General features: G+C 44.5%; 23 protein-coding genes. 9 read left to right on the top strand and 14 right to left on the bottom strand.

Features of this window, described 5'->3' with window-relative positions; genetic code table 11:
• Positions 1 to 3: 3 nt before the first annotated feature.
• Positions 4 to 645, bottom strand: a complete 642-nt coding sequence (locus tag CMAQ_RS02265) for an SGNH/GDSL hydrolase family protein (protein WP_012185508.1) — start codon at positions 643 to 645, stop codon at positions 4 to 6.
• A gap of 80 nt (positions 646 to 725) precedes the next feature.
• Here CMAQ_RS02265 and cobB point away from each other — a divergent pair, with 80 nt between their 5' ends.
• Entirely contained in the window at positions 726 to 1,499 is a 774-nt protein-coding gene (gene cobB / locus CMAQ_RS02260; RefSeq protein WP_012185507.1) for an NAD-dependent protein deacetylase, read from the top strand.
• Between the two features lie 52 nt (positions 1,500 to 1,551).
• Here the strand turns inward: cobB and CMAQ_RS02255 are convergent, their stop codons facing one another.
• Positions 1,552 to 3,045 carry a carboxypeptidase M32 gene (locus CMAQ_RS02255; RefSeq protein WP_012185506.1) on the bottom strand — a complete coding sequence of 498 codons (1,494 nt, stop codon included), beginning with the start codon at positions 3,043 to 3,045 and terminating at the stop codon, positions 1,552 to 1,554.
• A gap of 104 nt (positions 3,046 to 3,149) precedes the next feature.
• Between CMAQ_RS02255 and CMAQ_RS02250 the strand changes: the two genes are divergently transcribed.
• Genes CMAQ_RS02250 through CMAQ_RS02240 form a run of 3 tightly spaced genes read left to right on the top strand, consistent with a single transcriptional unit; the run spans position 3,150 to position 7,392 of the window.
• Positions 3,150 to 3,938 (top strand): electron transfer flavoprotein subunit beta/FixA family protein, encoded by a 789-nt coding sequence (locus CMAQ_RS02250; protein WP_012185505.1) that lies wholly within the window; start codon positions 3,150 to 3,152, stop codon positions 3,936 to 3,938.
• A 5-nt stretch (positions 3,939 to 3,943) separates the two neighbouring features.
• Positions 3,944 to 4,852 (top strand): electron transfer flavoprotein subunit alpha/FixB family protein, encoded by a 909-nt coding sequence (locus tag CMAQ_RS10810; protein ID WP_012185504.1) that lies wholly within the window; start codon positions 3,944 to 3,946, stop codon positions 4,850 to 4,852.
• A gap of 59 nt (positions 4,853 to 4,911) precedes the next feature.
• Positions 4,912 to 7,392 (top strand): STT3 domain-containing protein, encoded by a 2,481-nt coding sequence (locus tag CMAQ_RS02240; RefSeq protein ID WP_012185503.1) that lies wholly within the window; start codon positions 4,912 to 4,914, stop codon positions 7,390 to 7,392.
• Between the two features lie 5 nt (positions 7,393 to 7,397).
• Here CMAQ_RS02240 and CMAQ_RS02235 read toward each other — a convergent pair whose 3' ends face one another.
• The 4 genes from CMAQ_RS02235 to CMAQ_RS02220 are packed head-to-tail and all read right to left on the bottom strand — an operon-like array spanning position 7,398 to position 10,483.
• The gene (locus tag CMAQ_RS02235; RefSeq protein WP_052290684.1) at positions 7,398 to 7,850 is read right to left on the bottom strand and encodes a PIN domain-containing protein; all 453 of its coding nucleotides are present in this window, start codon (positions 7,848 to 7,850) and stop codon (positions 7,398 to 7,400) included.
• Positions 7,769 to 8,566, bottom strand: a complete 798-nt coding sequence (locus tag CMAQ_RS02230; RefSeq protein ID WP_012185501.1) for an NAD(+)/NADH kinase — start codon at positions 8,564 to 8,566, stop codon at positions 7,769 to 7,771. The genes CMAQ_RS02235 and CMAQ_RS02230 overlap by 82 nt, the downstream gene beginning before the upstream one ends.
• Before the next feature lie 49 nt (positions 8,567 to 8,615).
• Positions 8,616 to 9,416 (bottom strand): sugar phosphate isomerase/epimerase family protein, encoded by an 801-nt coding sequence (locus CMAQ_RS02225; RefSeq protein WP_012185500.1) that lies wholly within the window; start codon positions 9,414 to 9,416, stop codon positions 8,616 to 8,618.
• Complete coding sequence (locus CMAQ_RS02220; protein ID WP_012185499.1) at positions 9,413 to 10,483, bottom strand: Gfo/Idh/MocA family protein; 1,071 nt, start codon at positions 10,481 to 10,483, stop codon at positions 9,413 to 9,415. The genes CMAQ_RS02225 and CMAQ_RS02220 overlap by 4 nt, the downstream gene beginning before the upstream one ends.
• A gap of 150 nt (positions 10,484 to 10,633) precedes the next feature.
• Between CMAQ_RS02220 and CMAQ_RS02215 the strand changes: the two genes are divergently transcribed.
• Positions 10,634 to 11,473, top strand: a complete 840-nt coding sequence (locus CMAQ_RS02215) for a sugar phosphate isomerase/epimerase family protein (protein WP_012185498.1) — start codon at positions 10,634 to 10,636, stop codon at positions 11,471 to 11,473.
• A gap of 26 nt (positions 11,474 to 11,499) precedes the next feature.
• On the opposite strand, the gene CMAQ_RS02210 is transcribed toward CMAQ_RS02215, so the two are convergent.
• Entirely contained in the window at positions 11,500 to 12,276 is a 777-nt protein-coding gene (locus CMAQ_RS02210; protein WP_012185497.1) for a sugar phosphate isomerase/epimerase family protein, read from the bottom strand.
• Positions 12,277 to 12,278: 2 nt separating this feature from the next.
• Positions 12,279 to 13,412 carry a Gfo/Idh/MocA family protein gene (locus CMAQ_RS02205; protein WP_012185496.1) on the bottom strand — a complete coding sequence of 378 codons (1,134 nt, stop codon included), beginning with the start codon at positions 13,410 to 13,412 and terminating at the stop codon, positions 12,279 to 12,281.
• A 108-nt stretch (positions 13,413 to 13,520) separates the two neighbouring features.
• Between CMAQ_RS02205 and CMAQ_RS02200 the strand changes: the two genes are divergently transcribed.
• On the top strand, positions 13,521 to 14,501 hold the full coding sequence (locus CMAQ_RS02200; protein ID WP_012185495.1) for an aldo/keto reductase: 981 nt from the start codon (positions 13,521 to 13,523) through the stop codon (positions 14,499 to 14,501).
• Between the two features lie 113 nt (positions 14,502 to 14,614).
• Here the strand turns inward: CMAQ_RS02200 and CMAQ_RS02195 are convergent, their stop codons facing one another.
• From CMAQ_RS02195 to CMAQ_RS02170, 6 genes are all read right to left on the bottom strand, one after another.
• On the bottom strand, positions 14,615 to 15,169 hold the full coding sequence (locus CMAQ_RS02195; RefSeq protein WP_048062617.1) for a nucleoside-diphosphate kinase: 555 nt from the start codon (positions 15,167 to 15,169) through the stop codon (positions 14,615 to 14,617).
• 72 nt (positions 15,170 to 15,241) lie between these two features.
• Entirely contained in the window at positions 15,242 to 16,516 is a 1,275-nt protein-coding gene (locus CMAQ_RS02190) for an NADH-quinone oxidoreductase subunit D (RefSeq protein WP_012185493.1), read from the bottom strand.
• Positions 16,513 to 17,637, bottom strand: coding sequence for an NADH-quinone oxidoreductase subunit NuoB (nuoB, locus tag CMAQ_RS10955; protein ID WP_012185492.1), 1,125 nt, complete (start codon positions 17,635 to 17,637; stop codon positions 16,513 to 16,515). Before nuoB ends, CMAQ_RS02190 begins: the two co-directional genes overlap by 4 nt.
• 43 nt (positions 17,638 to 17,680) lie before the next feature.
• On the bottom strand, positions 17,681 to 18,085 hold the full coding sequence (ndhC, locus tag CMAQ_RS02180) for an NADH-quinone oxidoreductase subunit A (protein WP_012185491.1): 405 nt from the start codon (positions 18,083 to 18,085) through the stop codon (positions 17,681 to 17,683).
• A gap of 170 nt (positions 18,086 to 18,255) precedes the next feature.
• Positions 18,256 to 19,071, bottom strand: a complete 816-nt coding sequence (locus tag CMAQ_RS02175; RefSeq protein ID WP_012185490.1) for a type II secretion system F family protein — start codon at positions 19,069 to 19,071, stop codon at positions 18,256 to 18,258.
• The gene (locus CMAQ_RS02170; protein WP_012185489.1) at positions 19,068 to 20,537 is read right to left on the bottom strand and encodes a type II/IV secretion system ATPase subunit; all 1,470 of its coding nucleotides are present in this window, start codon (positions 20,535 to 20,537) and stop codon (positions 19,068 to 19,070) included. Before CMAQ_RS02170 ends, CMAQ_RS02175 begins: the two co-directional genes overlap by 4 nt.
• A gap of 92 nt (positions 20,538 to 20,629) precedes the next feature.
• On the opposite strand from CMAQ_RS02170, the gene CMAQ_RS02165 reads away from it, so the two are divergent.
• The 3 genes from CMAQ_RS02165 to CMAQ_RS02155 all read left to right on the top strand — a co-directional run bounded on the left by CMAQ_RS02165 (position 20,630) and on the right by CMAQ_RS02155 (position 24,741).
• The gene (locus CMAQ_RS02165; RefSeq protein WP_048062616.1) at positions 20,630 to 21,544 is read left to right on the top strand and encodes a hypothetical protein; all 915 of its coding nucleotides are present in this window, start codon (positions 20,630 to 20,632) and stop codon (positions 21,542 to 21,544) included.
• A 62-nt stretch (positions 21,545 to 21,606) separates the two neighbouring features.
• Positions 21,607 to 22,929: a UbiD family decarboxylase gene (locus tag CMAQ_RS02160; protein ID WP_012185487.1), complete on the top strand. Its 1,323-nt coding sequence runs from the start codon at positions 21,607 to 21,609 to the stop codon at positions 22,927 to 22,929.
• Positions 22,930 to 23,109: 180 nt separating this feature from the next.
• The gene (locus tag CMAQ_RS02155) at positions 23,110 to 24,741 is read left to right on the top strand and encodes an acyl CoA:acetate/3-ketoacid CoA transferase (RefSeq protein ID WP_012185486.1); all 1,632 of its coding nucleotides are present in this window, start codon (positions 23,110 to 23,112) and stop codon (positions 24,739 to 24,741) included.
• Positions 24,742 to 24,884 lie beyond the last annotated feature (143 nt).

Here is a 24,884-nt window from a genome sequence, read left to right as displayed (position 1 = left end):
ACGTTAACTAAGAAGCTTATCATAGATCTTTAACGCAATGAGCATGTGCCCCTTCCTAGTTGGGTGAACTGCATCAGGGGCTAGAGCCTCAGGCTCAATGTAACTTAACCTCGCTTGAAACTCCTCATGAAGATTAATGAATAGTGTCGAGTACTCGGCGCTAAGCCTCTCAACCCTCTTAACGTACTCGGATACCAGTTGAAGCACCTTCCTCCTAAAGGTGTCTAACTCATTAGCCTTACTCACATAGAATGGCGCAATCAACAGTATCACCGGGTTAATTCTCTTAATTGTTAAGTCAAGCACCTCACTGTACATTTTATAGTAATCATCAGGAGATAACCCTAAGTCACCCCCCAGGAACCTGTGGGCATCATTAATACCTATTAGCACTGAAACAAGCCTCGGCTTAAGTGAAATCACATCATCCTCCCACCTCTCCTTAAGGTCACGTATAGTATTACCGCTAATACCTTTATTAATTACATTAAGCATTAGTTCAGGGTGCTGTGAATCAACAATATCCTTAAAGAAGGCTACATAACCATTACCCAGAGGAGGAGCTGCATCCCTCCTACCACTATCAGTTATACTATCACCTATGAAGACTAACTTATCACCTGCATTAAAAGTGGGCTTAACCATGAGTTTTAGGTTAATTATAACGTATTAAAGTATTACCTAGCAATGAAATACTTAAATCAAGGTAATCACCACTCATAATTATGGGTAATGGGGAATGCTTAGAAGGTGGTAGGAAGGCTGCAGTGATACTTACTAGCAGTAGACATGCGATAGCATTCACTGGCGCTGGTATAAGTACTGAAAGCGGTATACCAGACTTCAGGGGTCCTCAGGGTCTTTGGAGGAGGTTTGACCCAGCATTAGCATCCATTGATTACCTAAACACCGATCCCAAGGGCTTCTGGGAATTCTACATTGAGAGGTTCCGTGTACTTAATAATGCGAGACCCAATAAGGCTCACCTAGCGTTAGCTGAATTGGAGAAGCTAGGTATTATTAAGTACGTGATAACTCAGAACATTGATAATCTTCATCAATCAGCGGGATCAATCAATGTAATCGAGCTTCACGGTAACTACACAACCGTGTACTGCATGAGATGTAAGACCCAGTACCCGTTTACATTAGCCTTAAGAAAGTATGAGGAGGGTGAGAATCCTCCAAGGTGCCCAAAATGCGGTGGAATCCTTAGACCCAATGTGGTTCTCTTCGGTGAACCAGTTAATGAGATTAATAGGGCTCTTGAGATAGCTGCCTTAAGTGACGTAGCCCTGGTGGTTGGTTCATCATTAACGGTGTATCCTGCAGCCTACGTACCCCTCGTGGTTAAGGAGCATGGTGGTAGATTAATAATCATTAACCTGGAACCCACTGATTACGATGACTACGCGGACGTGGTGCTGCATTGCAGTGCCTCGGAGGCATTAGACCTAGTACTTAATGAGGTTAAAGGCATTATGGCGGCAGGTAATTAATCCATGTTAGGGGACTTGGTTTAATTTGAGTTAGTTAAGGCATACTGAATCATCAGTAGGTTTGCTTAACGTACTTGCTTTCCAGGTAATTAAGTAGGTGCTCTGGGTTGTATCCCTCATTTAGGCTCCTCCTCAAAAGCTCCTTAGGCTCATACACAGCACCCCACTTGTGTATCCTATCCCTTAACCAATCCTTAATTGGATCCAGGTGCCCATGCTCCACCAAGTTCCTGAAATCAAGTTCCTTCTCAATCCTACTCAGTATTATTGCCGCAATCACGTTACCGAGGGTGTAGGTTGGGAAGTAGCCTATTGAACCCTGGCTCCAGTGAATGTCCTGTAAAACCCCCTCACTATCATTCCTCGGTCTCACACCTAGGTAGTTCTCCATTAACGTGTTCCAAGCCTCAGGTAAGTCGCCTACCTCCATGGATCCCTCAAGTATTTTCTTCTCTAACTCATACCTAACGGCAATATGGAGGTTGTACGTTACCTCATCGGCATCAACCCTTATTAAACTTGGCCTAACAACATTGAAGTAACCGTATACATCATCCTCATTAAACTTCCCAAGTATGCTTAACCTTGACTTAAGGATTGGGTAAATTAACCTAACGAAATACCTGCTCCTACCAACCACATTCTCCATGAACCTTGACTGAGACTCATGAAAACCAGTTGAAGCACCCCTGGCCAGTGGTGTGTAGGCTAGGGACTCGTCTATTTGAAGCTCGTAGAGTGCATGCCCTGACTCATGTATTACTGAGAATAATGTCGCCTTAAAGTCAACCCCCTCATACCTAGTGGTTATCCTAACATCTCCTGGAGCTACACCTACTGTGAAGGGGTGGGCTGAGGTATCTATCCTGAACCTCTCCCTCGGCATTCCAAGCACATTGAAGGCCACTTCCTCATTAATAATCCTCATCTCATCAACATTATACTTAGTTTCCTCCAACTCATGCTTAATAGGGTAAACTCCCCTATCAATCCTATTCATCAACTGCCTAATGCCCCCGACAAGCCTATTAAAGAGGGGGTCCAGGTCATTGACGGTTAAATTCTCCTCGTAAAGGTCAAGCAACGCGTTGTAGGGATGGCCACTGTAGCCTAATTTATCCGCGACCTGCCTTGTTAATTCAATTATTTTACCTAAGTGGGGTTTAAACATGTTGAAGTCTGCCTTAGCCTTAGCCTCTCTCCAAACCACTGAAGCCTTAGTTGTGGTTTTACTTAACTCCTCTATTAGGCTTGGTGGAATTTTAGTGTAGAACTTTAACTCATGCCTAAGCACCCTTATAATGCCTTTTTCATAATCATTCAATCCCCCCTCATCCACACTATTAACTAAGCCCTCTAACTCAAGCATCAGCTTCTGCCTCATCAGCATTAATTGAGATGTTGCAAAACCCCTATACTCAACACCGCTCCTGGGCATGTAGGTTTCAAGATCCCAACCCATTAACGCTAATGCGTGGTCAAGGGCCCAGATTGGTTCATACTTCTTCAGTATCTCCTTAACCCTACTGTCATTCACGTTTAGCATTAGAGGATTACTGGGTTGGTTAATTAAGTATTACAGCTCGGCTTAATGGTTCTTTAATAGGTGAAGCATATTGTTTAAAAAGCACTAAATAGAAGTATATAGTAATGAGGGTTTGGGCCCTGGTTAAGCTATCCCTAGACACGTCCCAGCTTAGGTTCAGTGGGGATAGGGTTCTAATTGAGGAAACACCCTTGAGGATAAATGATGTTGATAGGAATGCCGTTGAGGAGGCTGTGAGACTTAAGGAAAAGGGTATTGCTAAACAAGTAAGCATACTTACAGTGCTCAAGTACCCTCCACTCAAGGATAGGGTTAAGGAGGCTGATGGGTTAATTAGGCAGTTACTAGCCATGGGGGCTGATGAAGCCTACGTGATTGCTGATGATGCCTTAATCCAAACGGACCCAATGGCAACATCCATAGTAGCCTCAGAGTTACTTAAGGCCAATGGCTACGACCTAGTAATCACTGGTGAAGCATCAATTGATGGTTACAGTAGCCAGGTTCCAGCAATGATTGCAGCTAGGTTAGGTATACCAGTGGTAACCTACGTTAAGGAACTTAAGGTTGATAATGGCGTCGTAACGGTTAGGAGGGATTTAGATAATGAAACCCAGGTTGTGGGTTCAAAGGTACCACTGGTGGTTTCAGTAACAAGGGAGATTAACACACCTAGAATACCCACTGTTATTCAAATAAGATTAGCTGTCAAAAAGCCTATTAAGTTACTGACGCTTAATGACATTGGCGTAAGGATTAATAAGGTAGTTAACGTTAAGGGTATTAAGGCTATTCAAGTAAGTAGGAGAGGTATTATTATTGATTCAGGCAGTGTTGAGGAGAAGGCTGATAAACTCATTGAATACTTAATTAAGGATAATGCTTTGAGGTGAGGGTAATGATCCTGGTGATCCTTGATCAAGAGACATTAAGCATCCTAGGCCTAGCCCAGGAAATGATGGAGGCCACAGGCTTAACGATGAATGCAATCCTCCTAGGTAGCGGTGAAGGAATTAACCTAAGTAATTATGGTGTGTCAAAGGTATACATTATTAATAACAGTAGGTTAATTGACCCAGCTCCATTAGCCAGATTCATTTCAAGTAATTTTAAGGAAGCCAAATACATAGTAATGCCGGATAATAAGGCATATAGGTCACTTAGCGGTTACTTAAGTGGATTAATGAATACACCAGTTGTAATTAACCCCACTGACGTTAAGCCACCTTCATTCAGAGTTAATGCACTTGGTAATAGGGCTATTGAGGAATTGGAGACTCAACCACCGGTAATAATCGTTGCTCAAGCTACTAGGTTTAAGCCTAAGCAGTATGCCCAAGGTAATGTAGTCACTGTCACTAATGTAAGCATTGAGCCTGGTTCATTAACGCTAATTAATGTTGAAGGTAAGTCAACAAGTAACGTTAGGATTGAGGAGGCTGATGTAATAGTGACTGTGGGTAGGGGGTTTAGGAGTAAAGATGACTTAAGGCTTGCCATTGAGTTAGCTGAGGCCTTAGGTGCTCAACTGGGTTGCTCAAGGCCATTGGCGGCTGACCTTAAGTGGCTGAGTGAGGATCATTGGGTTGGGTTAAGTGGACATAAGGTTAAGCCAAGATTATACATAGCGGTTGGGGTAAGTGGGCAACCACAGCACTTAGCAGGCATGATGGAGTCAGGTATAGTGGTTGTGATTAATAATGATAGGAACGCCCCCTTCTTCAAGTACTGCGACTACGGTGTTGTCGAGGACTTATACAGGTTCCTCCCAGTCTTAACAAGGAAGATTAGGGAGAGGAGGCGTTGACACTGCCTCAACTGCATCGTTTGGGAAATCTTTATTAAAATGCGCCGTAGACCGTCCACATGGTTAAGGCAGGGGGAGGGAAGAGAGGTAGTGCCGCTAAGGCGCCAACTAAGACTAGGGTAAGCCTCACTGATGCCGAGTTGAGGGAATTAAGGTCAACTCAGTGGTTTGGCTTATTGGCAGCATTAGCCGCAGCCTTCACTGCTGGGCTTTACATTAGGCTTTACCCAGCATTCCTATGGGGTAATTACATTAATGAGTTTGACCCATACATTAGATACTACTTAACGGAATTCATGCTTAAAATGGGGGTGGTTAAGGGTATTGAATGGTGGCTCAGCGGGGGTTTAATTAATGGTAACCTTTACATAAACACCCATTTCTGGTACCCATGGGGGATTAATTGGGCTACAACCCTATCCCCAGGCGTATCCTTCACTGGACTAATACTTTACGATATCTTGGTTAAGCACCTACACCTTCACTTAACCCTACTATCAATAGCCGTCTACACACCGGGTATAGTGAATGCCTTATCCGTCTTATCCATGTATTACCTGGGTTCAAGGTTCGGAGGCAGGTACGTGGGTCTTTTAACCGCATTAATGACTGCCTTCTCCCTAATATTCCTACAGAGGGGTGAGGCCAGTTGGTACGCTGATGCAACCCTGTTTCAATTCATAGCACCACTGGGCATGGCTCTATTCATTGAGGCACTTAGGCAGAGGAATTGGATACCCTACGCGGTCTTAGCCGCTGTGGTGAATGGTTCACTAGTATGGTTCTGGGGTTCATTCACCTTCGTGTTGAACGCATATGGTGCATACGCCATACTACTCTCCATATATGTGCTTTACAGGCTTTATAGAGGTAGGGTTATTCCACTCCGCATTACTGACGGTATCTCAGTTGACCCAGTGAATGCACTAGGCACCTACACGTTAACTTACCTTGGCTTCGCAGCCTTCCTAGCCATGACGCCGAGGTATAAGTTGCATGCAGTACTTAGTCTTGGTGCATTAGGTACTTTAGCGGCTTTACTGGCTGTTGTGGCGATTATAGTTGTTCTGCTGGAGAGGTTTGGTGCACGTAAACTAGTTACCGCATCCAAGTACATTATAGCTGCCGCAGTGGTGTTCCTTGTGATTATTCTTGCCTTAGCCCTATCCGGTGTTTCAGTCCTCATACATATACCTGGTGGTAAGTACTTGGCTGCCTTATTCCCAACAGCCCGCAGTGCCTTGGTTCAAAGCGTCGCTGAGCATTCCCCATCAACGGCTCATCAATTACTCTCAACAACAGGTTATACCCTTCCCTTCGAGATTGCTGGCTTAACGTACGCCTTATCCACGGTTGACGTGGCTGGCTTACTGTTATCCATTACGTCAGTCTTATCAGTATACTTCGCCTCCAGTGAGGCTTGGTTAACAATGCTCATGTTTGCCTGGCTCCCCGTGGCCGCCTACGGCCTCTACCTGGTAATTAGGTTCGTGGCTAGACGTGGTATTGATGTTATTGGGCTACTGACCGTGGCCGTTGTGACTGCGTTATTCGCAATATCGGTTGTAGTTATTGCTCAATCAGGTGTACCTATTGCTGCTGCGCCTCAGCAGATTGTCTCAACCACTGAGCCTGCAATACCATCCAGTGACTGGCTTGATGCACTCTACTGGATTCAATACAATACTCCTCATAATTCAGTCCTAGCCTCCTGGTGGGATTACGGTTACTGGTTGGCGATAATGGGTAATAGGACTAGCTTGGCCGATAACTCAACGGTTAATGGTACTCAGATTAAGCTCATAGCCACCGCCTTCACGTCAACTAATGTAACCGAATCCCTTAAGTTACTGCGTAGTGTTGGTGCTGATTACGTTGTTGTCTTCCTACCATACTACCCATTCCCCATAACCGTCCCCTCACCCATGTCAGCGTTAAGCGTTGGCTCATCATCCCAAAGCATGTTAGCCCTCTGCGCCCTCTACCCAGAGTACCCTACTGGTGGTGATTTCGTTAAGAGCTACTGGATGAGCACAATATCCGGTAATTCACCAGAATACACCAACACCCACATACTCAGTGCCGCTGAGATAATCAGTAGTACACCCAGTGGTGGAACAGCTACATATAACCTGTACGTACCCTTAACCAACACCACGCTTTACCGTCTCCTCTTTGACTTAGAGGCCCCAGCATACTCAATTACCGTTGACCAGTGCTTGACTCAGATAAGGACAACCACGTCGGCGACACCATTAACACTACCCCTGTGGTTATTCAATACTTGGCCAACCTACTCTCAGTCATCATCCTCATCCTCTGCAGTTCACCTAGTATTGACATTCCAGCCGATACTAGGTCAAAGCCTAGTACCGCCTCCGTTTGTTGGCACTAACACTACTCTGTTGAATCAGCTTTACTTCACATGGTTCTACGGTAATTGGTTAATTTCACCGCCAGGCTTCCAGTTGGTTTACGTTTCAAGGCCATATGGATGGGTATTGGTGTATAAGATCAATTACTCAGTGCTTAAAAGCTAAGTGCGTTATTTACTCTTTTCCTTAATGTTAATTGTAATAATCTTAGTGTTCTTCACGTGTTTCCTTAATGCTTTTATGAGGCCTACATCATCAGTTACTACACTAACCTCAACGCCACTGGTGGCCATTGAGGATGCTAAGGCTACTATTGAGGCATCTGCATCACTTAACTTAGGGTTACGTAGCTTAATTGCATTAATCATGTTTGGGTCTGGGTCAAGGATCTCTACGTTTATTAAATCCAGTAATGCCCTGGATCTAATGTCCTTAACCTCATCCGCAACTAGGCTTGTTGTAACTAACCTGTAGCCTCCATTAGAGATTTCACCTATGATGTAGGCGTTCCTTATGTGGAATAAGCCGCTTGAATCCAGTATCATGGCCTTAGTAGCCTTGTCCTCAGCTTCTCGTACATCATGATTCTCCTTAACCTCACTAGCTTCACCCTCTCTGGCCATGGCTCAATCAGTAGGTTCACTGCCTTACCCTTTATAAATCCGTCACAAATAACGTAGGATTCATCCATTGAAGTTACCCTAATCTTAACATCATATGGGTGAACTATTGGTACGAGGGTTCTTGAGAATGGCGCTATGGGTACTATTAACTTAGACTTAACCCTATAATCCACCACAGGTCCACCTAATGCTAGGCTGTACGCTGTTGAGCCTGTTGGTGTAGCCACTATTAAACCATCCATTCTACCGCTCATTAATTCCTCACCATACTCCTCAGTGACGCTTATTGTAGCCATACGCCCAGGATCAGTGCACCTAACCACTATTTCATTTAACGCATAGCATTTTGAATTACTAAATGAGGCTGATAGCAGCTCCCTTTCATCAATGTAGTAGTCACCCTTAAATACCCTCAAGACACTGGAGGGTTCCTCAGTTACTAATACTTCACTTAGGAAGTTGATTCTACCTGCCCCAACGTGAAGTATAGGTTTCCCCATTAACTCAGGGTGAGTGTGGATGAATCTTAGTAATGATCCATCACCACCAAACACAATGACCATGTCCACGTTACTATCCTCTAGTCTACTTAATGTCTCCACTGAATCATCCACTGAAAGCCATTGAACCCCCTGAGTCAATGAAATAAGCTTACTTAGGAATTGCCTAACGGAGTCTATGCCGTATGGTACTCCAACGTAAACACCAACCCTCATTTAAACCCACGACTGTGCCTACCTTTAACTTATAAGGATTAAGCAATACTTAGGCGTTAATTATACTCCTCAGGTAGCTTAGGTACTTGGGTAGCACTTCATCGGCAGGCTCTAATTCAGGGTGCCACTTCTTCTCCCACTCAACCGATAAGTAGCCGTTGAAGCCAATACCCCTTAAGTAATCAACCACCCTCTTAATCGGCACTAATCCAGCTGGGTCATCTGGTGTAGTGTACCTGATCTTACCGTTAATTAGTTTAAAGTTCTTAACATGAACATGCCTTACCCTCCCCTTAACCAACTCAAGGACATTATCAAGATTCTCCCCAGCTGCAACCACGTTGGCGAAGTCGAGTAAAATACCTATGCCCTCATCAAGACCATTGAGAAGCCTCCTGAGGTTATTTGCCTTAACCCAGTCATCATGGGTCTCCATCATTATGACAACTCCATTATCCTCAGCGAACTTGACAACCCTATTAAGTGAAGTAATTATTCTCTCAGCGGCCTTTTCAACATCATCAGTAACCCTACCCCCGTAAACCCTAACCCCAGTGGCCTCTAATTCCCTGGCAATTAATATGAGTGTCCTCAGGGTTTCCTCATTCCTAGCCCTCTCCTGTTCATTAGGCATGGCGAAGGAGGCGTAGCCGGCTAGGTTACTTAACTTGATTCCTGAGGATTTAATTAACTCGTAATCCTGCTTAGGTACTGGGTATATTGGCTTCAAGTGTTGTCCATCCTCAGCAACCCTTAACTCAAGTCCATCAAAGCCAAACCTCCTAACTCTCTCAAGAACCTCACTTAGCGTTAATTCAGGGTAGGCTAGGCTGGTGAAGGCTAGCTTCATACCACGTACACCTGGTTAAGCGGTAGTTTAATGGCTTGACCTGTGTTTGATGATAAGTATATTGCCTTAATTACCTCAAGGCTCTTCATACCTTCATAACCATTTATTGGAAAGTCCTTGTCATCACGTAGCGCGTTGAGGAAGTCCCTTAGGAGGGTCTTATGAAGGTTCTCAGTCTGGGTTAAGGTATCCCTCTTAGCCTCAGGACTAATTCTCTGAACCCCACCCTGGTTTGTTGCTAGTAATGTCATTACCCTATCATTTATCTCCAACTGCCCCTCAGTCCCATAAACCCTAATTACCCTGAATTGGAAGTCACTTGGCTGAGTTGACACTGAAGCCGCCAGTGAACCCAAGGCCCCACTCCTATACTTTAAAACCGCAGCGGCGGTATCCTCCACTGTTATTGTTGGGTGTGAGGCATTTACGTAGAAACCCATGACATCGCTCACCTCCCCACCGAACCAGTACATTAGGTCCACTGTGTGAATACCCTGGTTAGTTAAGGCACCCCCACCCTCAGTCTCCCACATTCCTCTCCAACTCCTGGCTAATTCATCCCTATTGTAGTAATTCCTCTCATCCCTCCACCACATCATTTTAGCCTCAACCAGAAACACCTTACCTAAACCCCCACTACTGATTATTGACTTAGCCTTAATAATATCGGGCGCGTACCTCTCCTGGAAGACTACACCAAGCTTAACGTGATTCCTCTCAGCCTTCATCACCATTTCCCTAGCCCCGGCAAGTGTAACTGCCATTGGCTTCTCAACTATCACATGTTTATGATACTCCATTGCGTATATGGCTTGGGGGGCGTGCAGGTATGAGGGGGTGGCTATGGTGACTACATCAACATCAGGGTCCTTCACTAATTCATCCAACGTGTAGTACGCCTTAGCCCCAAGTTGTCTACCAATTTCATCAGCCCTAGCCTTAATTTGATCAACAACCGCAGTGAGCTTAATCCACCCAGTCTCCTGCTCCAGTTCCTTTAAGGCTCTCGCATGAACCACACCAATTGCCCCTAGTCCAACGACACCAACACCTAGTTTACTGGGCATACTAATAATTACCTTACTCACTTTAAAGCATTATTCAGCGGCTAAAAGTTCACTTAATTATAATTACTTGATGTTTGAAACATGATGCTTATAAAAACTGTTAGACTAAGTTTATTTAAAGCGGAACCGCATACTTAAAGTAGTGTCAGTATGTTTAAGCTAGGCGTAATCTCAGATGAGATTTCCCAGGATCTTGAACACGCGCTTAGGGTTGTTTCCGAACTTGGGGCAACACACGTTGAGATTAGGGATATTTGGGGAAGGAACGCATCACAATTATCCGACTCAGAGATTACTGAGGTAAGTAACCTGGTTAAGAAGTATGGCCTAGAGATATCTAATCTAGATTCACCTGCGTTTAAAATATACATTAATGATTCAGAATCCCATAGGAGGCACATTAACATCCTAAGGAGGGTAATTGAGTTATCTAAGAAGCTTGATTTAAAGTACACTAGGGTATTCACATTCTGGTGGCAGGGAGAGTTAAGTAATTTCATGAATCAATTAATTGAACGCTTCCAACCAGCGGTGGAATTAGCTGAGAAGGAGGGCTTCCACCTAGTTGTTGAGAATGAGTACAGCTGCATAGTTGGTACAGGTAGGGAGGCTAAGGAATTCATTAATAGACTTGGGAGCAGGTACGTTAGGGTTCTTTGGGATCCAGGTAACGCCTTCTTCGCCCGTGAAACCCCATACCCGCATGGGTATGATGCAGTCAAGGGCTTAATAATGCATATCCATGTTAAGGATGCCGCAGTGGAGAATGGGCACTATGCCTGGAAACCAGTGGGTGGAGGTATGATTGATTACCGTGGCCAATTCAAGGCACTTATAGACAGCGGCTATAGTGGTGTGGTCTCACTGGAAACACACTACGTACCACCCAGTGGTAGTAAGGAGGAGGGGACTAGGGAGTCTTTTAAGGGTATTGTAAGTATCCTGAGTGAACTTGGGGTTGCTGATAAGGTTCTTAATTTAAGGAAGTAAGTGGTGGTTTTTAACCTAGCTTAGGGTTAACTTACTGTGCTTAATATGTTTCTTAGATTCCTTATACTCACCTTAACCGTCTCAATGGGTGGCTTATACGGGTACTCCTCATTCTCTATTATTAACCATTCAGTTCCCCCATACTTCCTTAAGGCACTCAGTATTTCAGGCCAGTTTAATTCACCCTCACCCACAGCCAAATTATACCCCTTCTCCTTTGAGTAATCCTTAACATGCACTGAAACTACCCTTCCACCATACCTCTTAATTAACTCAACAATATCACTATTACTTAAGCCTGCCCTGTAGGCGTGACCTATGTCTATTTGAACCATGACACTGCTGTCAGTGTTACTGAAGATTAAGTGGAATGGTAATTCACCCTCAATGGGCTGGAATTCAAGCCAGTGATTATGGTAACCAATCCTCATGCCGTAGGCCCTCAACACCCTGGACCAGTCATTAAGCATACCAGCGAACCTTAACCAGCCAGCCTTACCCCTCCTCCACTCCTCCGGTACACCAGGTATTACTAGGTTCCTATTCCAAAGTAGTCTATTGTACTCAATGGTCTTATTCAACTCATCACCAATGAAACCACCTACACCAATGTGGGCTCCAGCAACCTCAAGGCTAAGCTTATCAAGGAACTCCCTCCACTCCAAGGCTGACTTACCGTAGAAGCCCGCGAACTCGACACCATCAAAGCCAGCCTCAGCAACAGCCTTAACGGTGCCGAATGGGTCCTTAGGCATGTCATCCCTAAGTGAGTAGAGTTGTAGGGCAATCTTTAAACTAGCCATAATCACCACCCCATTGAATCAATGATTGACTTAGGAATATTAACAGCCTCCTCCCTACCGCTCTCAGCGGACTTGTAAATAGTCTCAATGATAGCTACATCCAACACACCCTGCTCACCAGTGCACGCTGGGTAGGGAGCCTTAACAGCACCCTTAACTATGGCATCAATGAATGCCCTATCCTCCTGGGCATAGGCGGACTGCTGTTGACCTATTAGGGGTGTTGATGTTATGAACTCTTCATCAATACTATGAATGTAGCTTAATGAACCACCCTCATAATGAACACCACCCTCAGTACCTATTATTGCTACCTCATGTTTATCCTCCTTAATGTAAGTTGCCCAAGTGGCCTCAATGTACATTGTTAAATCACCCTCAAACTTAATAAGCCCCATTGCGAAGTCCTCAACATCCATGGGCGCCGTATAGGCGAATTGCGAAGTCACTGGAACTGGGTAATTCATCCTCATGTATGCCTTATCGGAGAAGGCTGAGTAAACCTTACCAACCACGGATACTGGCCTTGGGAAATTAGTCATAAACATTGTTGCATCAATTGTGTGAACACCAATATCCCACATAGGCCCACCACCGGAGTACTTCCTCTGAAGGAAGGTTACGGTTGATGGAATACCCCTCCTCCTAAGGTGGAGGGCTCTAATGTGGTATATTTTACCCAACCTACCATTAGTCACGAACTTCCTACCAACCTGAATACTCCTCTCAAACCTCATGTGATGCCCAACCATAAGCACCCTCTGCCTCCTCCTAGCAGTCTCCACCATCTTAACAGCTTCATCAACACTAATAGCCATGGGTTTCTCAGTCAACACATGAGCCCCACTCTCCAAGGCATCAATGGCCACTGGAGCATGTAGGGCATTGGGTGTTGCAATGATTACTGCATCAGGGGTCTCCTTGGTAAGCATCTCCTTGTAATCCGTGTAGAAGTTGAGTTTATACTTCTCGAGGAATTCAGCAACACGGGCCTTATCAACATCGGCACAGGCCACAAGCTTAACATTAGGTAATTGAGCCAGGCTAGGCGCATGAGCACCCTGAACAATACCACCACAACCCACGAAACCGACCTTCACAATCTGAGACCCAGTGGAGGTGGATACTGTAGACATAATTGATCTAAAGGCTTGAATTAAACACTACTTATAAGTATTACCTCATTAAATCTAATTAATGGGCAACTTTTATAAACTGGTTTAATCAACCCTTTTAGAATTAGTATGGAGTACGTTAACTTAGGTAATTCGGGTTTGAAAATATCAAGAATATGCCTTGGTGCCATGCAATTCGGTAATACAGCACCATGGATGGTTGAGCTTGAGGATGCTAGGAAGGTTTGGAAGAAGGCCTGGGACCTTGGTATTAATTGCATTGATACTGCAAATGTTTATTCGAGGGGTAGGAGTGAGGAGATTGTTGGTGAATTGGTTAAGGGTATGAGGGAGGATGTGGTTATCGCCACTAAGGTTTTTGGGCAAATGGGTAATGGCCCTAATGCTAGGGGTTTGTCTAGGAAGCATATTATGTGGCAGGTTAGGGAGTCTTTGAGGAGGTTGAATACTGGTTACATTGATCTCTACCAGATTCATAGGTTTGATTACGATACACCCATTGAGGAGACTTTATCCACATTAACAGACCTAGTACACCAAGGATTAGTAAGGTACATTGGGGCATCAAGCATGTGGACATGGCAATTCGCAAAAATGATATACACAGCAGAAATGAAAGGATACGAGAAGTTCGTAAGTATGCAAAACGTCTACAATCTACTCTACAGGGAGGAGGAGAGGGAAATGATACCATTCTGCAAGGCTCATGGAATCGGTATAATACCATGGAGCCCAACTGCAGCTGGTATACTGTCAGGTAAGTACTATAAGGATGGTAAGATAATTGTGCCTGAAACCGAGACTAGGGTTAGGCCAGGTAGTGGTGATTATAGGATTTACGTGGAACCCCCTGAGAACGCTGAGATACTGAGGAGGGTTATTGAGGTTGCTAATAATAAGGGAGCGACGCCAACGCAAATAGCGTACGCATGGCTACTGCATAAGGGTGTTACAGCACCAATAATAGGAACCACTAAGCCGGAGCACGTGGAAGAAGCTGTGAATGCTATTAGTATTAAGTTAACTGACGATGAGGTAAAGTACCTTGAGGAACCATATAAGCCTAAGCCGGTTTTTGGGCATAGGTAATTACTTAACTGTAAACACCTCCTATAGGGTTCTTTTTCCCTTTCTGCGCTTTAATCTATTTTATGTTGTTTTAAAGGGATTATGAGGGGTGCGATTTCATTTTACTCATGTGGTTAATAGTTGTATATTTCATCCTCCCTAAACCAGTGGCCTATCTCCCTCCTAGCTTCCTCTGGGCTATCGCTGGCGTGTACGATGTTTCTTATAGCCCTCTTCTCCCTATTAGCCAAGTCAGGGCTATCCACTGAGTAATCACCCCTAATTGTCCCTGGTTCCGCCTTATATGGTAGTGTATTACCCACAAGCTTCCTAACAACCTCAACAGCGTGATTACCCTCAACAACCATTAGGACTATGGGTGATTCAGTCATGTAATCCACCAGCCACTTCTTAACTAATTTACCAATCTCCACAGGGTCATCAGTACCCAACTCAGCCTTGGCGTCAATACCCATCTCCCTATAACTATTAAGCGTCTTATTACCAACGCTCCTAAACCAGTCAATACTACTTGGGTAAAATCCCTCAATCTTATCCCTACTTGCCCAAGTCATCTTCATGGCTACAATCTTTAAGCCAACTCTTTCAAGCCTTGAAATAACCTCACCCACTAACCCTTTCCTTACACCATCAGGTTTAACTATTACGAGCGTCCTCTCAATGGCCATAAGCACCAATTATACATACCCCTTTAAAGTGTTTCCACACTATGAGGGGAATTAAGAACCCTTAGTTTAACGTTACCTATCAGCCTCAGGTGGGAAGTAGCCCCATGAACCGTATATGGCTGGTAGATCCATTAACCTATACCCCCTTAGGCTTTCCATGAATGGCTTAAGGTTATACCAGGATGGTGTAATCATCCTAAGCCTATAGGGTACATTGGACTTCCCATCACTCACAAGGGAATAGAGTAAAGTCCCTCTGGCGGCCTCAGTTAACGTGGTGGCCTCACCCTCAGGTAGCGTTAAGCCTATTAATAGCCTGAATAAGTAATTCCTAATGTCCTTAGCAACCTTCTCCCTTTCCTTAGGTGGTACCCTGGTCATTAACTTATTACCAATCACGGGTCCTTCAGGAATATTCTTAACAGCCTGCCTTATTATGTTAAGACTCTGCCTAATCTCCTCAACCCTAACTAGGAACCTTGAGTATGCGTCACCTTCATCAGCCACAGGTATCTCCCACTCTAATTGATCATAAACGGCGTATGGTCTTGCTCTCCTATTATCATATTCAACACCGCAGGCCCTTAGGAATGGGCCAACGGCGCCTAGTTTAATGCACTGGTCCTTGGTTAAAACACCCACGTCCTTCATCCTGCTTACTGTGACTGGGTTCTTGGTGAATATTGTGCCTAGTTCATCAATCTTCTTCTCAATGAAGAAGGTCATATTGTAGATGTACCTTAAGACATCTGGGTGAACATCCCACCTTACGCCACTGGGTATTACGAAGGATACTGTTATCCTGGCTCCAGTCATCCTGGCTAAGGCGTCTACTATGAGTTCCCTCAGCCCGAAACCCCACATGTATCCTGTGGAGTGGCCAAGGAATACTGCTAGTATTCCTGTATCATAGAGGTGGTCACCTATCCTACTTAACTCATCCATGATGACCCTCAGGTACTGGGCTCTTGGAGGTACATCTAGTTGGCCTAATTCTTCAATGGCCCTAACGTAACCGTGATCCATTATTGATGACTCAGCTATTGTGGGGCGTTCCACAAGCGGTATATTATGCACGAAGAGCCTCGTCTCAGCAAGCTTCTCCACGGATCTATGCACGTAACCTGGGTCTGGTACTGCCTCAACAATATAATCACCCTTCAACCTTAGGATAATCCTCATATGCCCACTACCCGGGTGGGCTGGGCCAATGAGGACTAGGTACTCATCAGACTTATAAGCCTCCTCAACCATGTTCTTGGGGATGGGTAGGAAGAGTGACTTAACCTCAGCAGGCACCTCCACGGGTACGTTAATTGAGACTTCACGCTCAGTCACATTAATCACCTCTCCACCACAACCCCCTTAAGTGAGGGGATTCTATACTCCTTCCTAAGTGGGTACTTAACAGGTGTGTCTGGGTCTAGGAGGAAATTATTACCCATCCATGGGTTTCCATCAAACCAGACACCGAATAAGTCGTGGAGCTCCCTCTCCTGGTAATCGGCGCCTGGGTAGATATCAATTATTGAGGGTACCTTAGCCTCATCCCTAGGTACATCAAAGTATATTGCTAGTAGGACTGGTTGAAGTTCCTTGCTTGAGTATGAGCCAAGCACGTACTCCATCCTAAAGACACCGGCGTTTATGAGGTCTATTACGTTAATTGACTTAACGTGGTCGAAGCCTAGTTTAAAGGCTGATAATACAGCATCCTTAAGGTGATTCTGATTACTCAACATTACACATAAGTCATTAACACCCCTCACTGCAGTATTCTTAACACCATCCTTAAGAGACTCCTTAAACCCATCAATAAGCTTCTGCCCAAGCTCCCACTTAACGTTAGCAGCCGGCTTACAGACATTAATATCCTTAATCAACTCAAACTCAATCCTATGGGGTGGGTTAGGTGGCCTTTGGGGTTTATCGGGTTTAAGCACCTTAGATAAGTCAACTGGGTTTGGCCTTATATTGGGTTTAACCTCCTTACCCTCAATCTTACTCTGAACCATCCTAATAGCCCTAATAACAGCCTCAGGGGTTGGTGGACAACCCATGACCCATGCATCAACCGGAACAATCTCATTAACCCTAACAACGTGGTATGAGTTCCAGAAAACCCCACCCTCCATGGCGCATGAACCCATGGCTATCACGAACTTGGGGTAAGGCATCTGCTCGTAAGCCGTTTTAACAATCCTAGCCATCTTCCTTGTTACAGTACCCTCTATTACTATTGAGTTTGTCTGCCTAGGCCCAAATATAGGCAGGAACCCCCACCTCTCCGCATCATAACCTGGAGCTGATGCGTGGGCGAACTCCACTCCACAGCATGCGGTAACCAAGTGGGCTGGCCATATTGAGAATTTAGTACCCCAGCTTGCCAATGAGTCCGGTAGTAGCTTAATATCCATCCCAATGGACTTTAACGTTATCTTCAACGTATTAACAGTTGTATCACCCATAATTACTCACAACCTATTGGACTTGTTACGTTTTTAAAAATTACTATTCAGCGTTTCCACTCAAAATAACTCTACGGGGGACTTCATAGGCCATGTACTTTACGTCGCTGTAGGCTACGTAGATTAACGGTGAGTATGTTACTATGAAGGCTGTGAAAAGCATTATGTAACCGGTATTGAGGGGCCCCGTGAAGGCTATTGATAAGGCTAGTAGAAGCGCCGTAATGGGTTCCACTGATAGGAACATGAGTAGGAAGCCAACGTACTGCATTGGTAAGGCGCTTTTAACAGGCCCCACAGGTACATTACCAGCCTCAAACCTCATGACCTTAACAGGGTTCGTTACCTTAACTTTAATTATCCTCCTAATAAGTAGTATTAACCTATCCACTACAAGCCCTATGAATACTAGGAAAAGCACCGCAGCCAATACACCCCAGTAGGCCATATTAATGGCTATTAGGCTTAGTATTTATGCTTTACCGTCCCCAACCTACCTAGGGTGTGGTTCTGGGAACTTAGCTTGAATAAACTAGCGTTAAGGGTATTAAAGAGCCTGTAGAGGCATTAAGAGGCCCCCATACTTGAGACTACGGCTAAATTCTAGTGAGTTACCTCTTAATCCAGTAACCCACTCATTATTATATAGAAGACTGAGCCAATTGCTGGTACGTAGATTAGGAACATGAGTAGTATTAGGGCCTCCGGGTTTATTGGAACGGAGCCCAATGGGGCCAGTGATATGGTTAGTATTATGAGTAGTATTGGCAGTAATTGAGCTGAAACCACGTAAACCTCCATCATTAGTGATAAGGCCTGGGTCCTTGACTTAAACGTCGACTGCTCCCTCCTTATTATTGAATCCAACTTAAGCGCAAGCACATCGGCTATACTCCCACTTACCCCATATGATTCAACAAGTATGCTCATTACATCATTATACACCCTGGATGGAACCCTTTCAATACTCCTCTTAATTGCGCTCACTATGTCGAAGCCGCTGTAAGCCTCGCTCACCAGTCTCCTGAATTCCTCATTAACCTCAGGCTCAATTTTAATTAAAGCTAGGTAATTGAATACGTTAACTAATGGTTCCCCACTGGCCATTAAAGGTATCATGGTTAGCAGTATTGTGGTCATCGACTTCTCGAATTTCCTGGCTCTTGACCTAAGCATAATCACGATGTAGGCGTTAATCATCCCTATCGCCGTTAATGATAATGCTGAGATCAGGATAAAGAGTAGTGAAATCCTAGGCCCCAGTTTAACTAGAATAATGGCTAAGGCAAGTGATGCAACTGCCTGGGTGAATAGGTAAAGCATACTAACCTTAATTAACTCAGATGATATCGTATACCCGCTCTTAACGCTGACTTGGCGTGAATATGAATCAAGCCAATTCCTAAGTACTGTAATGAAGTTACTGACCCTCACTTACCCTCACTGGTCTTGCCTTTATTCAACTCATTGAAGGCCTCCTCAGGGTTCATGTAGTACTTATTTATTATTTCAAAGACACTGCTGGGGGATGTTATGTTGTTCTTAACCATGAGTGATATGAATTTCTCCCTCCTATCCAACTCAGCCTTAACCTCATCAGGTTGTAGGGCGTGGTTCTCAATAATCCTACTCACTAGTACTGAATCATTCGCATTAACTATACTATCATCACTCCTCCTCCATTCAAAAACCCTGTTAAGCACAGGTCTATCCTCCTGAACATCAATAACCTCCTCAACCCTAGTAACCCTCCTGGTTATCTCATCATTCTTAGCCACGACGCTTATCTGCACAATAACGCCCAGTGACGTTAATAGTGTTGCAGGTATTTCCATGGGTTTAGACAACAGTCTCCTAATCGCCATTTCAGCTGAGTAGGCGTGAAGTGTGGATAATCCAGTGTGCCCACTTGCCAATGCCTGGAAGAAGACGTATGATTCCTCACCCCTTAATTCACCAACAACAATGTAATCGGGCCTAAGCCTCATGGATACCTTAACCAATTCATACAGATCAACATTAGCTACACCGGGAGCCTCAGAGGTCCTAGCCACCAGGGGCACCCAGTGGTCGTGAAGCAGATATAATTCCCTAGCATCCTCAATTGTAATTATCCTGAGCCCATTCCTGACGAGGAAGAGTAGTGCATTAAGTAGTGTGGTCTTCCCTGCGCCAGTGGGTCCTATTATGAGTATGCTGACTCCGTGGTCAAGCATGAACCATAGGTAGGCAGCCAGCCTACTGCTTAAGGTACCTAGCTTAATCATCTCCACTACGGTTAAAGGCGCTTCCCTAAACTTCCTAATAGTAATCACTGGGCCTATTGAGGCAACATCCCTAAGCAGTATCTCAACCCTTAGGTTCTCAGGTATTAGAAGTCCCTCAAGTATTGGTGACGCTGAACTGGGGTTCCTCCTTATCCTCTGGGAGAGGAGGGTCACTAACCTGTTTAACTCATCATCACTGATGCTTATATTAGTCTTAATATGACCATACCTATTATGCCACACGTAAACACTCCTATCTGGGCCATTAATGTGAATATCCTCAACCCTAGGATCATTAACAAGAGGCTCAATGGAACCGAAGCCAACAGTGTTCTTCAATATGTAGTACATTATTCTCCTAACCCCCTCAGTGCTAATACCGGGTGCGTAACGCCTAATTAATGATTCAGCAATACCCTTAACGTACTCCTTAACATTACCGTAATCGTATATTGATGGCGCATTCTTAGCGCTCATTAACCTCACTAACTCATCCCTAATCCTTAGGAGTAGCTTCTCCTCCTCCTTACTTAACTTAGGTTCCTCAACCCAGTAAATGTATTGGCCATCCCTACTCATTAGTATCGATACTTGGACTAATCCATCTAATGCAGCGTAATCAGTAACGTGCATTAAGTTCACTAGTATTACAGTATTTTAATCCCTTACCTTAAAAACCTGACTATGAGTATTATGTTTAAAAGCTCTAAGAATTAATGCACCGTGTGGTTAAGTTAAACATAATTATTAAGTACACCACTGCACTGGTAGTGACAATAATTATTGCACTCAGTTACTTAACGGCACCTAAGGTGTTAGTTACCTTAAGCTTCATGAATATCTCCCTTAACATACCATTACCCAGTAACTACGTTTACGTATCGGTGTACGTAGCCTCAGCGGCCTTAGTAATATTAATAGCATCAATACCTGAATACGGTAGGTGGAGGATTAATAATTACATTACAGGTGAGTTACCCATCTTCATTAGGGTGATTAGGGATGGGTTAAGCACAGGCTTAACCATAACTGAGACCATTAACTTAACCTTTAAGCAGGGTGGTGTATTGGCTAGGGAGCTTGGTGGTAGGCTTAGGTTAAGTGTAGTAGGGCCCGGTGAACTGAGCGCTGCCTTAATGGGCCTTGCCCATGAGCTTAACAATAGGTACCTTGAATTAGCCTCAATAGTTCTTGAATCAGCCCTGAGGAGTGGTACTAAGGCTGCTGAGGTTCTTGACTTAGCCTATAGGGAGCTTGATAATGTTGTTGTTAATGAGCTTGATAAGGTTAATTCCCTTAAACCATACATTGCGTTAGCCTACACGATAATAATAATATACGTGTTCCTGGGTTCAGTGATACTGGCTATACTAATACCTAGGTTAATCTCAGTAACCTCAACAATAGTGAGTTCACTACCCACTGGCCTAATATCATTCGGTAGCCTAAGTATTAACGTCATAAACTCCCTATTCGTCTACAGCATTATGATTCAATCAATCTTCACAGGCATGATAATAGGTAAGGTGGTTTACAGGAATCTTGGCGTTGGGTTAATGCACTCATCAATAATGACTATAATCGCTGTGGCGCTTAACTACGTGCTTAACCTATACATGCCTCAAATAATGCACATATAGCTAATTAATCACCCGGGGTAATACGGTTAATACTTAATTAAGGGCCTGGTGGTGCGTACTTAATGGACTTGAGTAATTACCTTAATGAATTAAGGGGGGCTGGTTTACTTAAGGTAGTTAACTCACCCATGGCGGTGGAGTTCGATATACCGCTAATTGCTCATAGGTTCAGTGGCCTTGGGCCAGCCATACTCTTCAATAACATTAAGGATCACCCAGGCTTCAGGGCTGTGGCCAACATAGTGGATACTAGGGTTAAGTTAATGATGGCCCTAGGGGTCAGTAATGCTGAGGAGGCTTACATTAAGCTTCTTAACGCTGAGGCTAATCCCCTTGAACCAAGGGAGGTTAATGACTTCCCGCTCATTAGGCTAAGTGAGGTTGATTTAAGTAAGCTCCCAGTGCCGAGGTTCTTTGAGAGGGAGCCTGGACCATGCTTAACCAGTGGTGTGGTTCTTGGTTTAGGTGACTACGTTAATGCATCCTTCCATAGGCTTACAGTTATTGATAGGGATAAGTTCGTGATTAGGCTTGTGCCAAGGCACCTCTACAGGATCTTTAATGATAATAAGGCTAAGGGGCGTGATACACCAATAGCCATAGTCTGGGGAATTCACCCAGCCTTCCTCCTCGCCTCAGCCTCCTCCCCACCGTATGGTGTCAGTGAATTAGGTGTCGCCAATAGGCTCATGAACGGTGAATTAAGGGTTTTTAGGCTGAGTAACGGTGTTCCAGTTCCAGTTGATGCGGAAGTGGTTATGGAGGGTTTCATTCTTAAGGATGCTGAGCATGATGAGGGTCCGTGCGTTGACGTAATGAGTACATACGATGTAGTTAGGAGGCAGCCTGTGGTTAAAATAACCTCAATCTATGTTAAACCTAACCCAATAGTGCATGTACTTGTCGCCGGTGATGCTGAGAACTCTATTTTAATGGGTTTTGAGAAGGAGGCCAGGATATGGAATGCAGTTAGGACTGTGGCTGATGTTAAGGCCGTTAGATTAACGAGGGGTGGTGGGGGTTGGCTTCACGCCATTGTGGCTATTAGGAAGACAATTGAGGGTGAGGGTAAGAACGCAATACTGGCAGCCTTCTCCGCCCACCCAAGTTTAAAGCATGTTGTGGTTGTTGATGATGATGTTAACATTGATGACTTGAATGAGGTTGAGTGGGCAATTGCAACCAGGTTTAGGGCTGACGAGGACCTGGTGATCATTGAGGGTGTTAGGGGTTCAAGCCTTGATCCAGCAGCCATTGATCAATCAATAGGCTTAACAACAAAGATGGGTATTGACGCCACTAGGCCATTAAGTAAGGAAGCCTGGAGATTTGAGAGAGCTAAGATTCCGGAGAGGATTAACATTAATGAGATTAAACTCGAGTAGTAGGGTTTTAATCATATGGGAGGGTTTTTAAAGTGTACTTCTATTAAGAGTTAGGTTAGAGTAAATGTGAGTTGAATTTTTAGTATCCGACATTTGCCTAATATGCGTTTTATTCTTGCTTAACATAAAATGAAATAGGTGATTTAAGCTTGAACATCTAGTCCCAGCTAGGGGAGTTAAGTGACTATCGTTAAGATTACTGATGCTGAGGAGGCGTTAAGCAATATTAAGGATAATTCAGTGGTGGCTATTTCAGGCTTTAATGCAGCCACAATGCCTGAATACCTCATAATAAAGCTCTTCGACCTATACAGGAGGACCGGGCACCCCAGTGGCTTATTCATAGTATCAGACACATTGCCCGCAGCTAATAACCATGGTCTTGACCTAGTGGCTAAATCAATGTATGATGAGGGTGACTTCAACTTCATTAGGGGCTTCATGCTCCCATTCCTAGGCCAATCACCGTGGCTTCAACGCCTAGCCCTTGAGAATAGGGTTGAGGCCTACACCTGGCCAATAGGTGTATCAGTGCATTGGTTTAGGAGTAAGGCCCTTGGCCTACCTGTTATCACTAAGGTTGGTTTAGGCACATTCCTTGACCCCAGGCAGGATGGGATTTACCTTAATGAATTAGCCAGGGAGCGTAAGGCATGTAGGGTTGAGTTAATTGAGATTAAGGGGGAGGAGTATTTAATGTATGATTGCCCAAAGCCCAACGCCGCCTTAATAAGGGGTTCAACAGCCGATGAGTTAGGTAACTTAAGCATGGAGGATGAGGCAATATACGGCACCGTATTAGCCATAACCCAGGCCACTAAGGCAATGCCCAACCCAGGCATGGTGGTGGCTCAGGTAATGTACGTTACTAAGGCTGGTTCAATAAGACCTAAGGGTGTTCACGTCCCAGGGCCGTTAATAGATTACATTGTTGAGGCACCCATGGAGTACCACACTCAATCAGCATCCATAAAGTATGATCCAAGGGTGTGTGGACGCGTAACCCCAAGTAACATTTGCCTCCAGCAGGATGGTAAAATGGATTTTGAGAAGGTTATAGCCAGGAGGGTTACGGTTGAGTTAGTTAACCTACTCGGTAAGGTGGGTAAACCCCTCATAGTTAACCTAGGTATTGGGATACCATCAACAGTGGCTAGGATTATTAGTGAGGAGGGGCTTGGGGACTTAATATTCACCACAGTTGAGTCAGGTCCATGGGGTGGAATAGCCCTAAATGGCGACGACTTCGGCGTAGCCATAGCCCCATTCGCAGTAATACCAATGCCTGATCAATTCACTATATACGAGGGTGGGGCAATTAACGCCACTTCACTGGGCTTCATGCAGGTTGGACCAAGGGGTGACGTTAACCCAAGCTTCCTACCTGAGAGACTACCTGGACCTGGTGGATTCCCATCAATAGTCCATGGAGCACCTAGGATATACTTCGCCGGAGCCTTCACCGCAGGTAAGAGGGATATTAGGATTGAGAACGGTAGGTTAGTAATTGGGAGGGATGGTGATATTGTTAAGTTCGTTAAGAAGCCCTATAAAATAGCCTTCAACGCTGAACTAGGCCTAAAGGCAGGCAAGGAGGTGCTTTATATAACTGAAAGGGCAGTATTCAGGTTAACACCTGAAGGCCTGCTACTTGAGGAGTATGCGCCAGGTGTGGATATTGAGAGGGATATTTTAAGTAAAATGGAGTTTAAACCACAGTTGTCAAGGAATATAAGGCAAATGGAACCTGAGTTATTTAGAGAGGGGAAGCTTGGGTTAAGGGAAGTCGCCTTAAAAATGCTTAAACAGTGATACCAGTTGCTAATTTATGTAGCACTAAGCCTCATTAATCATGTTCACTGAATTAACATTAATACTCCATTACTTACCGGCTAGCCTTGAATCTAGGCGTATCCTATTTTAGAATTAATTCCAAGTTCAGGCATGAAAATAGG

Source organism: Caldivirga maquilingensis IC-167, from assembly GCF_000018305.1.
Lineage (GTDB): Archaea > Thermoproteota > Thermoprotei > Thermoproteales > Thermocladiaceae > Caldivirga > Caldivirga maquilingensis.
This window is presented reverse-complemented; position numbering and strand designations above follow the sequence as displayed.

Excerpts from the sequence above, each read along its gene's own strand:
- CMAQ_RS02265 (WP_012185508.1), bottom strand. The coding sequence starts at position 645 with ATGGTTAAGCCCACTTTTAATGCAGGTGATAAGTTAGTCTTCATAGGT.
- cobB (WP_012185507.1), top strand. The coding sequence starts at position 726 with ATGGGTAATGGGGAATGCTTAGAAGGTGGTAGGAAGGCTGCAGTGATA.
- CMAQ_RS02255 (WP_012185506.1), bottom strand. The coding sequence starts at position 3,045 with ATGCTAAACGTGAATGACAGTAGGGTTAAGGAGATACTGAAGAAGTAT.
- CMAQ_RS02250 (WP_012185505.1), top strand. The coding sequence starts at position 3,150 with ATGAGGGTTTGGGCCCTGGTTAAGCTATCCCTAGACACGTCCCAGCTT.
- CMAQ_RS10810 (WP_012185504.1), top strand. The coding sequence starts at position 3,944 with ATGATCCTGGTGATCCTTGATCAAGAGACATTAAGCATCCTAGGCCTA.
- CMAQ_RS02240 (WP_012185503.1), top strand. The coding sequence starts at position 4,912 with ATGGTTAAGGCAGGGGGAGGGAAGAGAGGTAGTGCCGCTAAGGCGCCA.
- CMAQ_RS02235 (WP_052290684.1), bottom strand. The coding sequence starts at position 7,850 with ATGGCCAGAGAGGGTGAAGCTAGTGAGGTTAAGGAGAATCATGATGTA.
- CMAQ_RS02230 (WP_012185501.1), bottom strand. The coding sequence starts at position 8,566 with ATGAGGGTTGGTGTTTACGTTGGAGTACCATACGGCATAGACTCCGTT.
- CMAQ_RS02225 (WP_012185500.1), bottom strand. The coding sequence starts at position 9,416 with ATGAAGCTAGCCTTCACCAGCCTAGCCTACCCTGAATTAACGCTAAGT.
- CMAQ_RS02220 (WP_012185499.1), bottom strand. The coding sequence starts at position 10,483 with ATGCCCAGTAAACTAGGTGTTGGTGTCGTTGGACTAGGGGCAATTGGT.
- CMAQ_RS02215 (WP_012185498.1), top strand. The coding sequence starts at position 10,634 with ATGTTTAAGCTAGGCGTAATCTCAGATGAGATTTCCCAGGATCTTGAA.
- CMAQ_RS02210 (WP_012185497.1), bottom strand. The coding sequence starts at position 12,276 with ATGGCTAGTTTAAAGATTGCCCTACAACTCTACTCACTTAGGGATGAC.
- CMAQ_RS02205 (WP_012185496.1), bottom strand. The coding sequence starts at position 13,412 with ATGTCTACAGTATCCACCTCCACTGGGTCTCAGATTGTGAAGGTCGGT.
- CMAQ_RS02200 (WP_012185495.1), top strand. The coding sequence starts at position 13,521 with ATGGAGTACGTTAACTTAGGTAATTCGGGTTTGAAAATATCAAGAATA.
- CMAQ_RS02195 (WP_048062617.1), bottom strand. The coding sequence starts at position 15,169 with ATGGCCATTGAGAGGACGCTCGTAATAGTTAAACCTGATGGTGTAAGG.
- nuoB (WP_012185492.1), bottom strand. The coding sequence starts at position 17,637 with ATGGGTGATACAACTGTTAATACGTTGAAGATAACGTTAAAGTCCATT.
- ndhC (WP_012185491.1), bottom strand. The coding sequence starts at position 18,085 with ATGGCCTACTGGGGTGTATTGGCTGCGGTGCTTTTCCTAGTATTCATA.
- CMAQ_RS02170 (WP_012185489.1), bottom strand. The coding sequence starts at position 20,537 with ATGCACGTTACTGATTACGCTGCATTAGATGGATTAGTCCAAGTATCG.
- CMAQ_RS02160 (WP_012185487.1), top strand. The coding sequence starts at position 21,607 with ATGGACTTGAGTAATTACCTTAATGAATTAAGGGGGGCTGGTTTACTT.